The sequence below is a fragment of the Burkholderia sp. M6-3 genome, assembly GCF_050858985.1.
Taxonomy (GTDB): domain Bacteria; phylum Pseudomonadota; class Gammaproteobacteria; order Burkholderiales; family Burkholderiaceae; genus Paraburkholderia; species Paraburkholderia caledonica.
The window spans coordinates 2,583,055-2,597,779 of sequence record NZ_CP110090.1; the positions used below are offsets into that span (position 1 = coordinate 2,583,055).

At 58.4% G+C, this 14,725-nt stretch carries 7 protein-coding genes, 2 tRNA genes, 3 rRNA genes and 1 pseudogene; 6 read left to right on the top strand and 7 right to left on the bottom strand.

Annotation, left to right across the window (positions count from 1 at the left end):
- Positions 1-306: 306 nt before the first annotated feature.
- The gene (locus tag OH764_RS10995; RefSeq protein ID WP_498846826.1) at positions 307-1,725 is read right to left on the bottom strand and encodes an aldehyde dehydrogenase family protein; all 1,419 of its coding nucleotides are present in this window, start codon (positions 1,723-1,725) and stop codon (positions 307-309) included.
- A gap of 110 nt (positions 1,726-1,835) precedes the next feature.
- On the opposite strand from OH764_RS10995, the gene OH764_RS11000 reads away from it, so the two are divergent.
- Both OH764_RS11000 and OH764_RS11005 read left to right on the top strand, forming a co-directional pair.
- Positions 1,836-2,735 (top strand): LysR family transcriptional regulator, encoded by a 900-nt coding sequence (locus OH764_RS11000; RefSeq protein ID WP_498846827.1) that lies wholly within the window; start codon positions 1,836-1,838, stop codon positions 2,733-2,735.
- 406 nt (positions 2,736-3,141) lie between these two features.
- Positions 3,142-3,372: pseudogene (locus OH764_RS11005) on the top strand (lipocalin family protein); the annotation flags it as partial.
- A 100-nt stretch (positions 3,373-3,472) separates the two neighbouring features.
- Here OH764_RS11005 and rrf read toward each other — a convergent pair.
- From rrf to OH764_RS11035, 6 genes are all read right to left on the bottom strand, one after another.
- Positions 3,473-3,586 (bottom strand): 5S ribosomal RNA (rrf, locus tag OH764_RS11010).
- 238 nt (positions 3,587-3,824) lie between these two features.
- A 23S ribosomal RNA gene (locus tag OH764_RS11015) occupies positions 3,825-6,703 on the bottom strand.
- Positions 6,704-7,005: 302 nt separating this feature from the next.
- Positions 7,006-7,081 (bottom strand) — tRNA-Ala (locus OH764_RS11020).
- Positions 7,082-7,135: 54 nt separating this feature from the next.
- Positions 7,136-7,212: transfer RNA gene (locus OH764_RS11025), tRNA-Ile, on the bottom strand.
- 75 nt (positions 7,213-7,287) lie between these two features.
- Positions 7,288-8,820 (bottom strand): 16S ribosomal RNA (locus tag OH764_RS11030).
- Together the 16S, 23S and 5S rRNA genes with 2 tRNA genes alongside form the textbook arrangement of a ribosomal RNA operon.
- A gap of 467 nt (positions 8,821-9,287) precedes the next feature.
- On the bottom strand, positions 9,288-10,403 hold the full coding sequence (locus OH764_RS11035) for an AI-2E family transporter (protein WP_498846828.1): 1,116 nt from the start codon (positions 10,401-10,403) through the stop codon (positions 9,288-9,290).
- A gap of 269 nt (positions 10,404-10,672) precedes the next feature.
- Between OH764_RS11035 and OH764_RS11040 the strand changes: the two genes are divergently transcribed.
- The 4 genes from OH764_RS11040 (at position 10,673) to OH764_RS11055 (ending at position 14,579) form a co-directional block, all read left to right on the top strand.
- Positions 10,673-11,887 (top strand): DUF2863 family protein, encoded by a 1,215-nt coding sequence (locus tag OH764_RS11040; RefSeq protein ID WP_088173606.1) that lies wholly within the window; start codon positions 10,673-10,675, stop codon positions 11,885-11,887.
- 210 nt (positions 11,888-12,097) lie between these two features.
- Positions 12,098-12,976 carry a helix-turn-helix transcriptional regulator gene (locus OH764_RS11045; RefSeq protein ID WP_498846829.1) on the top strand — a complete coding sequence of 293 codons (879 nt, stop codon included), beginning with the start codon at positions 12,098-12,100 and terminating at the stop codon, positions 12,974-12,976.
- Positions 12,977-13,085: 109 nt separating this feature from the next.
- A complete protein-coding gene (locus OH764_RS11050; RefSeq protein ID WP_498846830.1) occupies positions 13,086-13,760 on the top strand; it encodes an energy-coupling factor ABC transporter permease in 675 nt (224 codons plus the stop codon).
- 189 nt (positions 13,761-13,949) lie between these two features.
- Positions 13,950-14,579 carry a BspC domain-containing protein gene (locus OH764_RS11055; RefSeq protein WP_498846831.1) on the top strand — a complete coding sequence of 210 codons (630 nt, stop codon included), beginning with the start codon at positions 13,950-13,952 and terminating at the stop codon, positions 14,577-14,579.
- The last annotated feature ends 146 nt before the right edge of the window (positions 14,580-14,725 follow it).

The following is a 14,725-nucleotide window of genomic DNA, read 5'->3' on the forward strand; positions in this document are numbered from 1 at the left end:
TACCCTTTTAAAAGGTACAGTTACCGACTACAGACAATTAACTGTACCCGCTACAGTTTTAAAGTTTGCGATGCAGCAGAGATGAACCTGGATGCTGGGAAAAGCCTGTCCGCGGGGTCGGGCTGTGCTCGCGGACAGGCGTGAGGTAGATATGTAGTGCCGAATGCAGCGCTTTAGCGCGCTGTTTTTTGCACTGCGTTCCGGAAGGATCGAGCGACTGCGCGCAACTGTTCGAAGAGCGGCGATTCCCAGACACGCAATTGCGGAGGCGCCGCGAGGATATGTGGTATTACCCGTTCTGCCTCACTACGCCAAGACGATGGACTTCGGCTCCAGAAATGCCTCCAGACCAAAGACGCCAAACTCCCGCCCCAATCCGGACTGCTTCAGCCCACCGAACGGCGCGAGAAGTTCGGGCTTGATGCGGTTGATCAACACCGTGCCTGCTTCCAGTTGCGAGGCGACGCGCTCCGCCCTCCCAGTCTGCGATGAGAACACGTACGCCTGAAGACCGTAGATCGAGTCGTTCGCGATCCGGATGGCGTCGTCGTCATTTTCGTACTCCAGAATTGACAACACCGGACCGAAGATTTCTTCACGCGCGATGTCCATGTCGTTGCGTACGCCCGCGAACACCGTCGGGTTCACGAAATAGCCCTTGTCGAGCCCTGCCGGCCGGCCCTCGCCTCCGGTCACCAGCAAAGCGCCTTGCTCGATCCCTCGGCGGATGAAATGCTGCACGCGATCGTACTGAGCACGGTTGACAAGCGGCCCGACGGCAGTGGATGGGTCGCGCGGATCGCCTACGCGCATGGTTGCGACCGTTGCCTTCACCTTTTCAATTGCCTCGTCAAGGCGCGATCGCGGCACCAGAAGCCGTGTACCGGCCACGCACGCCTGGCCGTTGTTCATGAAGGCGGCGTTCAATGCGAGCGGAATTGCACTGTTGAGGTCTGCGTCGTCCAGTAAGACGGAGGCGGATTTGCCGGTTAGCGACAGACTGACTCGCTTCATCGTTTCGAGGCCGGCACGGGCGATGAGCTTGCCGGTCGGCGTCGAGCCGGTGAACGAGATTTTCGCTACGCCGGGATTGGTGCTGATTTCATCGCCGACGTCCGCGCCCCGCCCAAGCAGAATATTGAAAACACCCGGAGGCAAGTCGGCGTCGTGCAGCGCTTCGGCGACCACCATAGTCTGGATGGGACTCAATTCACTAGGCTTGATGACCGAGGCGCACCCGGCCGCGATCGCCGACGCCAGCTTGCTGCAAATCGTGCCGGCCGTGCTGTTCCAGGGCGCGATAAGGCCAGCCACGCCGACCGGCGCCATGAACACAGTGGCGTCTCCCACACGGCGTGTCAGCGGGTAATGGTCGAGCGCTTTCGCTGTATTGGCGAAGCACTGCGACGCGTATTCACTGACCCATTGGGCGCGCGCGACGGGACCGCCGTATTCGTCGATCGTGGCGTCACGGATCCGCTCGGTACTTGCAAGAACCGCGGTCTGCAGTCTCATCAGCATGTCGATGCGCTCGGCCTTGCTCGTGCGCGCGAGCGTCTGCTGGGCGCGTTGGGCGGCTGCGATTGCGCGCCTGGCGTCGTCACGGTTAGCCAGCGTCGCAGTGCCGATGACCCGCTCCGTCGATGGGTTGGTCGTTTCAATAACTTCGCCACCGTGCACCGGGACGAACGTTCCGTCTATGTACGCCTTGTCGATGTTCCACATTTTGATTCCCCAAAAGCGCCGGCTGCTGCCCGGATACGGACAGTCTGGGGGCGCCGCATTGATTTGATAATATGGGGAGTCAGGGATGACTTATCGCGGAAACCAGAACAATGAACAGAAGCGGTCTGACCGAACTCGAGGTTGTGCTGGCGGTGGCGAGACGGCGAGGTTTCCGATCGGCCGCACTCGATCTGGACATGTCCACATCGGCCGTGAGTAACGCCGTGGCGGGCCTGGAGGCAAGACTAGGCGTGCGCCTTTTCCACCGTACTACGCGCAGCGTCTCCCTGACAGAGGCCGGTCAGCGATTCGTAGAGCAGATCAGACCTGCGGTGGCGCACATCCAGGATGCAATGGCAGCGGTGAGCGAGCGCGAGGGCAAGCTGACGGGAACCATTCGGATCAACAGTTCTCTTGGCGCGGCGCTCATGACGTTCCAGCCCGTTATGGTCGGGTTTCTGCACCGCTACCCCGGTATCACCATCGATCTGGTTACTGAAGGACGGCTGGTGGACATCATCGCGGAAGGCTTCGACGCCGGGCTGCGCTCGAGTTCGCGCGTTCCTGGCGACATGATCCGTGTGCCGATAACAGCCGATACGCCTATGGCCATAGTGGGATCGGCTGATTATTTCATCAGGCATCCTAAGCCCAGGTCGCCGGCTGATCTGCTGCAGCATTCGTGCATACGCGCCCGGCTGCCAAGCGGCGTGCCGTCGCCGTGGGAATTCGACAGGGGAACCGAGAGGTTCAACATGGACGTGCCGGGCACATTGGTACTCGATGCGCCCATTCTGATGCGCGACGCCGTACGACAAGGTGTGGGGCTGGCACAACTTGCCGAGTGGTACGTGGCGGACGACCTGGCCGAAGGCCGTGTTGAGCGCGTGCTGGATGAATGGGTGAGACCCGTGCCGGGCTTATGCCTCTACTATTCCGGTCACCGCCATCTGCCGCCGGCGCTGCGCGCGCTTATTGACTTTATTCATGAGGTTAGCGATTTCGGATAGGTTGGGAGCCATCTGGTCTTGCGGGGATGGGGTGGGGCTTTTGGGCTTGGTGGAGTGTGATTGCTTGTCTTTGGTCGCTACGCGAGGCATTGCCCTGCCGGATAAGCCAACGGCAGCAATGTGCTGTAGCGGAGGCGCCGCGATACAACCATTGGAGGAACGATCGTTCCGAGGTCAGGGTCCGTTGAAGGACCGTTAGGCGCCCGAGTTGCTATGAGGGGGATCCGCTGAGTGAACCGATCACTGTTTCTAAGCCTCCTCGCGAGCGTTTCGCGACCACGGCTGGCAGATATTTGAATCGGTTCGGTCGCTCGTCGATCGTTTTTTCCGACGGCCGCTGCGAATCGCTTTTTAGGCAGCGTCTCTTCTGGCAAGAATTCGCAGAGTGCCACAGATGAACACACGGCGCTCGCCGCGTACGAACGCGTCGTACCTGGTGTCGATGTCGGTGCGAACCGGTGCGCTGACATGGCAACTCGATCCGCTGATGGACGATCAGGAACTGGACCCGCGGCAGTCTACCGGCGCGGTGTACCGGGAAGGCGCGGTGCGCGTGAGCCGCGACGGCGCGGATCTCGGGCGGGCTTATCTGGAGCTGACGGGTTATGCGAACGCGCTGCGGATCGGCAGGCGGTGAGGCTGTAAGGTGGCCTCGCTGTTTTATCGTCGCGTTTTTTGGCCGCGTAAACGCAGAAACCCCACCTTTGCTGGGGTGGGGTTTCTGATGCTGCTGGGGAGCCTGACGATTACCTACTTTCACACGGGCAATCCGCACTATCATCGGCGTGGAGTCGTTTCACGGTCCTGTTCGGGATGGGAAGGGGTGGGACCGACTCGCTATGGTCATCAGGCTTTGACGGGTTGCCGTACTGCCGGTGGGGCAATACAGCCAATCGGGAAGAAGTAGTTGAGAGGATGCCTCTCGTTTTGCACGTTCAGCACGTGCGGGTTGTGTTGTTTCTGGCACAACACTGATCTCTCAACCTGGGTGTCTGGCGCGAACTCACTGGGAGTTCATGCGCATCCCCTTCGGGGATCGGACCAGTGTAGGCGCTGAAGCGCCAACGCTGGTCGAGACACACCTGTTATAGGATCAAGCCTTACGGGCAATTAGTATCAGTTAGCTGAGCACATTACTGCGCTTACACACCTGACCTATCAACGTCCTGGTCTTGAACGACCCTTCAAGGGGCTCGAAGCCCCGGGGATATCTCATCTTAAGGCGAGTTTCCCGCTTAGATGCTTTCAGCGGTTATCTCTTCCGAACATAGCTACCCGGCGATGCCACTGGCGTGACAACCGGTACACCAGAGGTTCGTCCACTCCGGTCCTCTCGTACTAGGAGCAGCCCCCTTCAAATATCCAGCGCCCACGGCAGATAGGGACCAAACTGTCTCACGACGTTTTAAACCCAGCTCACGTACCTCTTTAAATGGCGAACAGCCATACCCTTGGGACCGGCTACAGCCCCAGGATGAGATGAGCCGACATCGAGGTGCCAAACACCGCCGTCGATATGAACTCTTGGGCGGTATCAGCCTGTTATCCCCAGAGTACCTTTTATCCGTTGAGCGATGGCCCTTCCATACAGAACCACCGGATCACTATGACCTGCTTTCGCACCTGCTCGACTTGTCGGTCTCGCAGTTAAGCACGCTTATGCCATTGCACTATCAGCACGATTTCCGACCGTACCTAGCGTACCTTCGTACTCCTCCGTTACACTTTGGGAGGAGACCGCCCCAGTCAAACTGCCTACCATGCACTGTCCCCGATCCGGATTACGGACCAAGGTTAGAACCTCAAACAGATCAGGGTGGTATTTCAAGGATGGCTCCACGCAGACTGGCGTCCACGCTTCACAGCCTCCCACCTATCCTACACAGACCGGTTCAAAGTCCAATGCAAAGCTACAGTAAAGGTTCATGGGGTCTTTCCGTCTAGCCGCGGGGAGATTGCATCATCACAAACACTTCAACTTCGCTGAGTCTCGGGAGGAGACAGTGTGGCCATCGTTACGCCATTCGTGCAGGTCGGAACTTACCCGACAAGGAATTTCGCTACCTTAGGACCGTTATAGTTACGGCCGCCGTTTACCGGGACTTCAATCAGGAGCTTGCACCCCATCATTTAATCTTCCGGCACCGGGCAGGCGTCACACCCTATACGTCCACTTTCGTGTTTGCAGAGTGCTGTGTTTTTATTAAACAGTCGCAGCCACCAGTTTATTGCAACCCCTTCACCCTCCTGGCGCAGGCCAGTCAAGCTACAGGGGCGTACCTTATCCCGAAGTTACGGTACCAATTTGCCGAGTTCCTTCTCCCGAGTTCTCTCAAGCGCCTTAGAATACTCATCTCGCCCACCTGTGTCGGTTTGCGGTACGGTCTTGTTGAACTGAAGCTTAGAGGCTTTTCCTGGAACCACTTCCGATTGCTTCGTCACCGAAGTGACTGGCCTCACACCCTTGAATTACGCGCCCGGATTTGCCAAAGCGCCTTCTCCAATGCAAGGACCGGGACTTCCAACACCCGGACAACCTTCCGCGATCCGTCCCCCCATCGCATTCAACAATGGTGCAGGAATATTAACCTGCTTCCCATCAGCTACGCATTTCTGCCTCGCCTTAGGGGCCGACTCACCCTACGCCGATGAACGTTGCGTAGGAAACCTTGGGCTTACGGCGAGGGGGCCTTTCACCCCCTTTATCGCTACTCATGTCAGCATTCGCACTTCCGATACCTCCAGCACACTTTCCAGTGCACCTTCGCAGGCTTACGGAACGCTCTCCTACCATGCACATAAATGTGCATCCGCAGCTTCGGTATATGGCTTAGCCCCGTTACATCTTCCGCGCAGGACGACTCGATCAGTGAGCTATTACGCTTTCTTTAAAGGATGGCTGCTTCTAAGCCAACCTCCTGACTGTTTTAGCCTTCCCACTTCGTTTCCCACTTAGCCATATTTGGGGACCTTAGCTGGCGGTCTGGGTTGTTTCCCTCTTGACACCGGACGTTAGCACCCGATGTCTGTCTCCCGTGATTGCACTCTTCGGTATTCGGAGTTTGCTATGGCGTAGTAATCCGCAATGGACCCCACAACCATGACAGTGCTCTACCCCCGAAGGTGATACACGAGGCACTACCTAAATAGTTTTCGGAGAGAACCAGCTATTTCCAGGTTTGTTTAGCCTTTCACCCCTATCCACAGCTCATCCCCTAACTTTTCAACGTTAGTGGGTTCGGACCTCCAGTACGTGTTACCGCACCTTCATCCTGGCCATGGATAGATCACCTGGTTTCGGGTCTACACCCAGCGACTGAACGCCCTGTTCGGACTCGCTTTCGCTACGCCTGCCCTAATCGGTTAAGCTTGCCACTGAATGTAAGTCGCTGACCCATTATACAAAAGGTACGCCGTCACCCCTTACGAGGCTCCGACTGTTTGTATGCATGCGGTTTCAGGATCTGTTTCACTCCCCTCCCGGGGTTCTTTTCGCCTTTCCCTCACGGTACTGGTTCACTATCGGTCGATCACGAGTATTTAGCCTTGGAGGATGGTCCCCCCATCTTCAGACAGGATTTCACGTGTCCCGCCCTACTTGTCGTACACCTAGTTCTTCCTCGCTGTTTTCGTCTACAGGGCTATCACCTGCTATGGCGGCACTTTCCAGAGCCTTCGACTAACAATGAAGATAAAGAGTACAGGCTGCTCCCATTTCGCTCGCCACTACTCTGGGAATCTCGGTTGATTTCTTTTCCTGCGGTTACTTAGATGTTTCAGTTCACCGCGTTCGCTTCACATGACCTATGGATTCAGTCATGGATACTCCATACGGAGTGGGTTTCCCCATTCGGACATCTACGGATCAAAGCTCGTTTGCCAGCTCCCCGTAGCTTTTCGCAGGCTACCGCGTCCTTCATCGCCTGTGATCGCCAAGGCATCCACCACATGCACTTGTTCGCTTGACCCTATAACGGGTGTGTCTCTGTCGATTCACAATCGTTACAGGTTGAGTATTCGTGTTGCGCCGTATTCCAAAGCAATCTTTCGATCACTTAAAAATACATCGATACAATCACAACCCTGATTCACCTACTCATGTACCCATCTCTAAGTACACTTTCGTGAATCTCTTTACTACTTCTTCCTGATTGTTAAAGAACGTTCAGCCGATAGCGCGATTGCTGTAACCGCGTATCCTTACTGACTGGCTCAATCGCCAATGCACAACGCTCTGTGTACCTGACACAGAACCCTACGCATTGAGGATTGGTGGAGGATGACGGGATCGAACCGACGACCCCCTGCTTGCAAAGCAGGTGCTCTCCCAGCTGAGCTAATCCCCCAGTCATACAGTGACCCCAGAGGTATTCAGACGCCCAGCGCACCAGACAAGACAGTGGTGGGTCTGGATGGATTCGAACCATCGACCCCCGCCTTATCAAGACGGTGCTCTAACCGACTGAGCTACAGACCCCTGAGTCTGTCTGCGTTTCTTTACTACTACAGCCGATAAGCGTGAGCGCTCAACGTTTGACACGTCTAGCTCGAGAAAGGAGGTGATCCAGCCGCACCTTCCGATACGGCTACCTTGTTACGACTTCACCCCAGTCATGAATCCCACCGTGGTAAGCGCCCTCCTTGCGGTTAGGCTACCTACTTCTGGTGAAACCCACTCCCATGGTGTGACGGGCGGTGTGTACAAGACCCGGGAACGTATTCACCGCGGCATGCTGATCCGCGATTACTAGCGATTCCAGCTTCACGCACTCGAGTTGCAGAGTGCGATCCGGACTACGATCGGTTTTCTGGGATTGGCTCCCCCTCGCGGGTTGGCGACCCTCTGTTCCGACCATTGTATGACGTGTGAAGCCCTACCCATAAGGGCCATGAGGACTTGACGTCATCCCCACCTTCCTCCGGTTTGTCACCGGCAGTCTCCCTGGAGTGCTCTTGCGTAGCAACTAGGGACAAGGGTTGCGCTCGTTGCGGGACTTAACCCAACATCTCACGACACGAGCTGACGACAGCCATGCAGCACCTGTGTTATGGCTCCCTTTCGGGCACCCCCACCTCTCAGCAGGGTTCCATACATGTCAAGGGTAGGTAAGGTTTTTCGCGTTGCATCGAATTAATCCACATCATCCACCGCTTGTGCGGGTCCCCGTCAATTCCTTTGAGTTTTAATCTTGCGACCGTACTCCCCAGGCGGTCAACTTCACGCGTTAGCTACGTTACCAAGTCAATGAAGACCCGACAACTAGTTGACATCGTTTAGGGCGTGGACTACCAGGGTATCTAATCCTGTTTGCTCCCCACGCTTTCGTGCATGAGCGTCAGTATTGGCCCAGGGGGCTGCCTTCGCCATCGGTATTCCTCCACATCTCTACGCATTTCACTGCTACACGTGGAATTCTACCCCCCTCTGCCATACTCTAGCCCGCCAGTCACAAATGCAGTTCCCAGGTTAAGCCCGGGGATTTCACATCTGTCTTAGCGAACCGCCTGCGCACGCTTTACGCCCAGTAATTCCGATTAACGCTTGCACCCTACGTATTACCGCGGCTGCTGGCACGTAGTTAGCCGGTGCTTATTCTTCCGGTACCGTCATCCCCCACGGGTATTAACCACGAGGTTTTCTTTCCGGACAAAAGTGCTTTACAACCCGAAGGCCTTCTTCACACACGCGGCATTGCTGGATCAGGCTTGCGCCCATTGTCCAAAATTCCCCACTGCTGCCTCCCGTAGGAGTCTGGGCCGTGTCTCAGTCCCAGTGTGGCTGGTCGTCCTCTCAGACCAGCTACAGATCGTCGCCTTGGTAGGCCTTTACCCCACCAACTAGCTAATCTGCCATCGGCCGCCCCTGTAGCGCGAGGTCCCGAAGGATCCCCCGCTTTCCTCCGCAGAGCGTATGCGGTATTAATCCGGCTTTCGCCGGGCTATCCCCCACTACAGGACACGTTCCGATGTATTACTCACCCGTTCGCCACTCGCCACCAGGGTTGCCCCCGTGCTGCCGTTCGACTTGCATGTGTAAGGCATGCCGCCAGCGTTCAATCTGAGCCAGGATCAAACTCTTCAGTTCAAACCTGTTACTGTTTTCGGTTGTTTTACCAACCGGTCGCTCACTCAACGTACTGACGAAGTGTTCAACCATCTCTCGATGACCAAACCTTCCTTTCATTACTGTGTGAGACTTGATACTTTCGCTTTGCGCCAGACCCCGAAAGGCCCGGCTCGCGTCGCGCATCAAGCGCCCACACTTATCGGCTGTTAGTTTTTAAAGATCGGTCCGCCTCACGCCGCGCCGCCTTACCACACCTACCCGGCACCGCTTCGCTCTGCGTCGCTGCATCTGCAGCAGAGAAACGAGATTATGAAGAACTCCGGCTGCGCCGTCAACAGGTTTCTGTTACTGCCTGAACCCGCTGCCACCGCTCGAAGCCTTGCCACTACTGGCTTTCCCGCTTCCCGTGCCCCGGCGTCCGGAGCACGAAAGAGCGAGATTCTAGCGAGCCGGCCAGCACCTTGCAAGCGTTATTTCGCTCTTACTCAAGGCGTCTTTTCTATCCGGCCAACTTCTTCCGCAACGGCAGGTTTGGCACCCGACACCAACGTACCGCCAGCGGTGGCGCCGATAGTCCAGTCGTGCAGCACCGTGTACGCGACTGCGAGCAAAGTCGGTCCAATGAAAACCCCGAGGAAGCCAAAAGCGAACGCGCCGCCCAGGATACCTAGCATGACGAGGATCAACGGCATGTCGCTGCTCTTGCCGATCAGAATCGGTTTAATAACGTTGTCGGACATGCCGACGACGAGCACACCCCACACCACCAGGAATAGCGCCCATCCTGTCGCACCGCCGTGGTAGAGCCAGATTGCCGCCGGCAACCATACGACCACAGGTCCTCCCGGGATTACGGACAGGAAAAACGTCGCCAGACCAAGCAATGCAGGCGCCGGCACGCCAGCTACCCAGCAGCCGAACCCAGCAAGAATGCCCTGAACAAGCGCAGTGCCCAGGATTCCATAGACCACGCCCTTGACGGTACTGCCCGCGAGCGCCAGCAGGTAATCGGCACGGTCGCCGGCGATACGCCGCATGCCCGCGTTCAACCACGCGCCCGCACCCTCTCCCCCGGTATAAAAGAAAAAAGCCAGCACAATGCTTAGCGCCAATAGCCCCAGACCGTGCGTGACAGCAATGGCTGCCGCAAGGATCCACTTGCCGGCCGGCGCAGCAAGTGTACGCAACTGAGCGATCAGCTCTGAATTGCTGCTTGTCAGACGCTCCCAAAAACTCTCAATGCTCGACCCGACCACCGGAACGCGCGCTACCCAAGGCGGCAAATCCGGCAAACCTGCTTCGAACAACCTTTGAACCAGAGCGACTATGTCGTGAACGTGCGCACCAAACGCGAAGCCTGCGTAGACGAACGGCCCCAGTACCACGATCAGAATAATGAACACAATCAACGTGGCGGCCCACTTGCGCCTGCCGCCAAGCGCCGCGGTCAGCCTGCGGTAGAGCCCCCAGGAGCTATAGCTGAGAATGGCGCCCCACAGTAACGCCGTCGTGAATGGCGCGAGGACCAGTAACGAGCCACCCACCAGGACGATCAGCGCGAACACCGCGGCGAGGCGTTCAATCAGTTGGTCCGATTTCACAATGAATCTCCCGTTACCCCATATCGAGGCGACAAGTACGAACGCCGCGTTCGGCGCCCGTCCAATCGGCCAGTATAGAAAAGCCACTTTCGCTAGCTGACCCGCTTACATTATTTGACGAATTAACGACCGAAGCACGATCAAACATACGCCGACGGTCTGATTTTTCGCGCAGAAACGTCCGAATCGTTGCAGCACCGCGCGCCAAATAATATGGCGCCACGGAAACGACTACAATAAAAGGTTCTGTGCACCCAACTTCCGGATTTATGCGCTCGCGAATCGCCAAACGTCTCCCCCCCGATGCCGACAAGCTTGTCGGTCTCTCGCTCGCGCTTTTCGCGTCGGGCAGCCGCACCGAGGACCGCTTCTGGGAAGCGAAGCTCGACGCGCTGCTGGCCAAGATCGTGCGCAACGCCAATCAGACCACGCTCGACGCAGCCCTCGACCATCTGCAGCAGAATCATCCCGATGCATATGGGGCGCTCGCAGACATGGCGGAGACGCACAGCGAGTCGTTCGTCGTCGAGCATGAAGGCGTGGCTTATGAGGCATTACTGATTGCGGCGCCCATCCTCGCGTGGACTCGCTACATGATTCCATCCGGGCCGCTCAAAGCCGACGCCGCCGACGCTTTGCGCGCGCACCTGCAGGCTCACGTGCTCGCCGCGAACACGCGTGTCGCCATGGCGCCGTTCCTCTACAGCATCGACCAGCTGCCGCGCCATCACGTCGAAACATGGCGCATTGCCCAACAGCTTGCACAAGCAGCCATGGCTGGCGGCAGCCTCAAGCTGAACTTCGGCGAACTGCCGGAAACGTCGCCGATTCTTGCCGACCCGCGCTTCCTGCTCGCCGTGGTTGCGGCGCCCGTCGGCGAGCCGACGTTTCGCTGGCAAGAAGAAGAGCACGGAACCCGCATCGAACGGGGGCAGTGCCTCGAGCAATGGGCAACGCAAGGCGGTGCGAACCTGTCGCTAGTGCTGCCTGGTTGTGAGTTCGAGTGTCTGTTGCCGGACGCCTACTACTCCGCATGCCGCGACGCCGACGAACGCGTGCGCCCTCACACGGTGCGCACTGCCGTGCGTTATCTGTTCGACACAATTGGTGCCGCTCCGCAAGACCTGCGCGCCGTGGTTGCGGGCTTCGGCGAGCGCCGCATCGACGAATACCGCGTCGGCTTTACGCGCCGCGGCAGCAATGAGGTGATCTACGGCGTCGTATGGCCGCTGTATGGCCGTGAAAATGGCGAGGCCGGCATTGACGAAGAGCCGCAGGAAACCGCACCGCCGGACGCGCCCCTCGAAGAAATCGTCGCGCTGCTCAAGGAAACGGGCGTGACGGACGTGCGCCGCCACGCCGGCCGCTTCGAGCCTGAATATTGCGATGACTGCGGCGTCCCGTTGTACGCCGATCCGCTCGGCGAAATCGTCCACGCAGAAATGCCCGAAGACGCCGAACCCGCGCAACCGCACTTCCACTAGGGCGCCGCGCCGCTTCGGCGTATCGCAGTTCCATGACGAACCCCGCCGCGTGCGGGGTTTTTTGTACGTCATTTCTCCTATGCCTTTTGGACAGGCCGTCAAATCACAGGGAATTTGTCATCATAGGAACGGCGACGCATCGCACACCCGCCCGGCCCAACGCCTGGCGAATGCATCGCGCCATTTCGCCCGATTCATCTGGAGACATGCATGCGATTCTCGATTCTCAACTCAGACGCGGAACGACGCGACGGCCTCAAGGCGCTGTTACGGCAAATCAACCGGCTGGCGCGTTTTAACGAAGCACAAGACTGGCGCCAGGTCGAGCGCACGCTCAAACGTCAGTGGCCCGACCTGCTCGTGGTCGACTGGCAGGACTGGATGTCGGTCATCGACATCCGCAACCTGCTTAGCCACTACCCGGATCTGCGCATTGCAGTGCTGACGGACAAAATCTCGCCGAAGGTGGTGAGCGAGCTCATGGATGAGGGTGTGCTCGGCGTCGTGCCGCGCGAAACCGATCCGTGCCTGATCGTGCGCGCGTTCGAAATGGTGATGCTAGGCGGTCACTATGTGCCTTCCGGCGCGCTGGCGCTCAACCCTCCGCTGCCGGCGGATACCGCTATCCGCCCGTTTGACGAGAAGAGCCCGCCACCGCGCCGGCCGAGACTGTCGAACGGACTCTCGCCTCGCCAGGAGCAGATCATGCGCTGCGTTCATATGGGAAGTACCAACAAGATGATTGCGCGCACACTGGGCATAAGCGAGGGCACGGTCAAAATCCATTTGACGAGCATATTCCAGCAGCTAGGCGCGCCCAATCGCGCCGCCGCTGTCGCGCTTTACAACGGTTGGCTGACAAATCATTTGCAAGTACTGCGCAGTAACGCAGAAGGCTTGCTCCGGCCAGTCATGGGCGAGGCCGGCGCCGTACCGCTGCGGCGCGCCACAGGGCGGCGCTTCCAGTATCCCCTGTCCGCTAACGATTCAACTGCTCCGTCGCCGATGGTGGCCGAGCCGGGCACGCCCTATGACGACGCGTCCGTGGCGGAGCCCTCCTCCGGGCCGGTCACAGAAGGCTCCACGTGAGCTGACGCCTGCGCGTCACGTAAGTGATGCGCGATTTGTGCCAGTGCGCGCATCGGCTGGCATGGAATCCGCTCACACCTTTTCTCGTCCAACGAGTAATATGAGACTCATGGGTTTCCTCTACACACCGCTTCCGTTCTGGGTTGCTGTCGGTGGCTGGATCGTCACTGCGATAGCGGTCGCGCTCGCGCTGTGGAAAAATCCTTTCAAACGACTTCAAGACGGCACGTTGCAGCATGTCTGGCTGGCGATCATCGTCGCCCTGTCGGTACTGTGGGCCAGCAACGCCTGGCTCGACGACGGCACGGTCATGCACCTGCTCGGCGCGACCCTCGTCGTGACGCTATTCGACTGGGCGCTGGCATTGATTGCAATGGCGGTGGTCACCGGCCTTGCCGGCCTGATCTTCGACGCTCCGTGGCAAGGCATCGCACTCACCTTCCTCGTGTTCGGCGCGGTGCCCGTCGGCATCTCGACATTGCTCCAGCGAGCCAGCATTGCGTGGCTGCCGCGTAATCTCTTCATGTTCATCTTCGGCCAAGGCTTCGTGTCGCCGGCTATCACAGTGTCGCTCACCGCGGCTGCGGCGCTCGGCGTTCACGTGGCGCTCGCCGACGGCTCAGCGACCGTCGTGCCAGCAGGCTACGCGCTCAGCGTACTTCTCCTCGCTACCGGCGAGGCATGGTTCACGGGAATGTCCACGGCGTTGATCGCCGTCTACCGCCCTGCCTGGGTCACCACTTATGATGTGCGGCGATACCGGCTGGGCGGACCGCGCACGTGAGACGCGCGCAACGCTCAACACGTGATCAACGTGCTGGTGAGCTCGTCGCGTCAATGCGTTCAGTCGCGCGCCCAGCATCGCAAAGCGCGGCGAAAATCGCGGCCGAAAAATAGTTGCGGCACGATTGAACTCAACCCTGCCGCCAGGCATCTTACGTGCCTCACGTCTCGATAGCAGCTAACGAACTAGATGGATTGCACCAACGTACCGCGCCGATTGCTGCGGCTGGTCGGCCGGTTGGCAACACTCGCAGCGAGCCTCTCCCTCGCATGCACTGCGCCCGCATTCGCCGATCAACTCGAACAGCACAACGATCTCGTCAACAGATTTGTCAATGAAATGCACGCCGATCCGCTCATCGCGGATTGCGCCGCACATGGCAACTTCGTCGCGAGCACCTCGACCGCGTTCGATCATGTCGAGTTTCCACCAAGTTCGTTCGACAGTGCGCATGCCGCAATCACACCGTGGAACGATTCGTTCGACGAAGGCAAGCAACGCGTCAAGGTCGACAACATCGTCACCGTCGAAGGGCTCGGTATTCCTCAAAGCGGCGGGGGCGACGCTGCCGACCTGAAGTTCCGCTGCGGCTATGTCGGCGCGCAGATGCTGGCGTTCAGCTGGAACGATCCGGTGCCTCCGGCGCGGGCGCGCAGCTCGGAGCCCTCAACGTCGCGCGCAGCATCGGGTAAGCATCACGGAGCGAAGGGCAAGCAGGCGGCAAGCGGCAAAGGCGCAAAAAAGAGTTCCGCGAAGTCGTCAAAAAGCACTTCGGGCAAGTCGTCCAGCAAGACTGCGCCCGCAAAGAAAAAGCACTAAGACGAAGCTAACGCTGCGAATCGTGCAAGCACCAATGCACGATTGCAGCGTTACTGAATTCGACAATCGGGCGAATTCGCGCTCCTTGTCAGCAAACCGGGAAGGCGCAAAAACGCGCTGGCCGTTCCGAGCAGCCAACAAAAAAG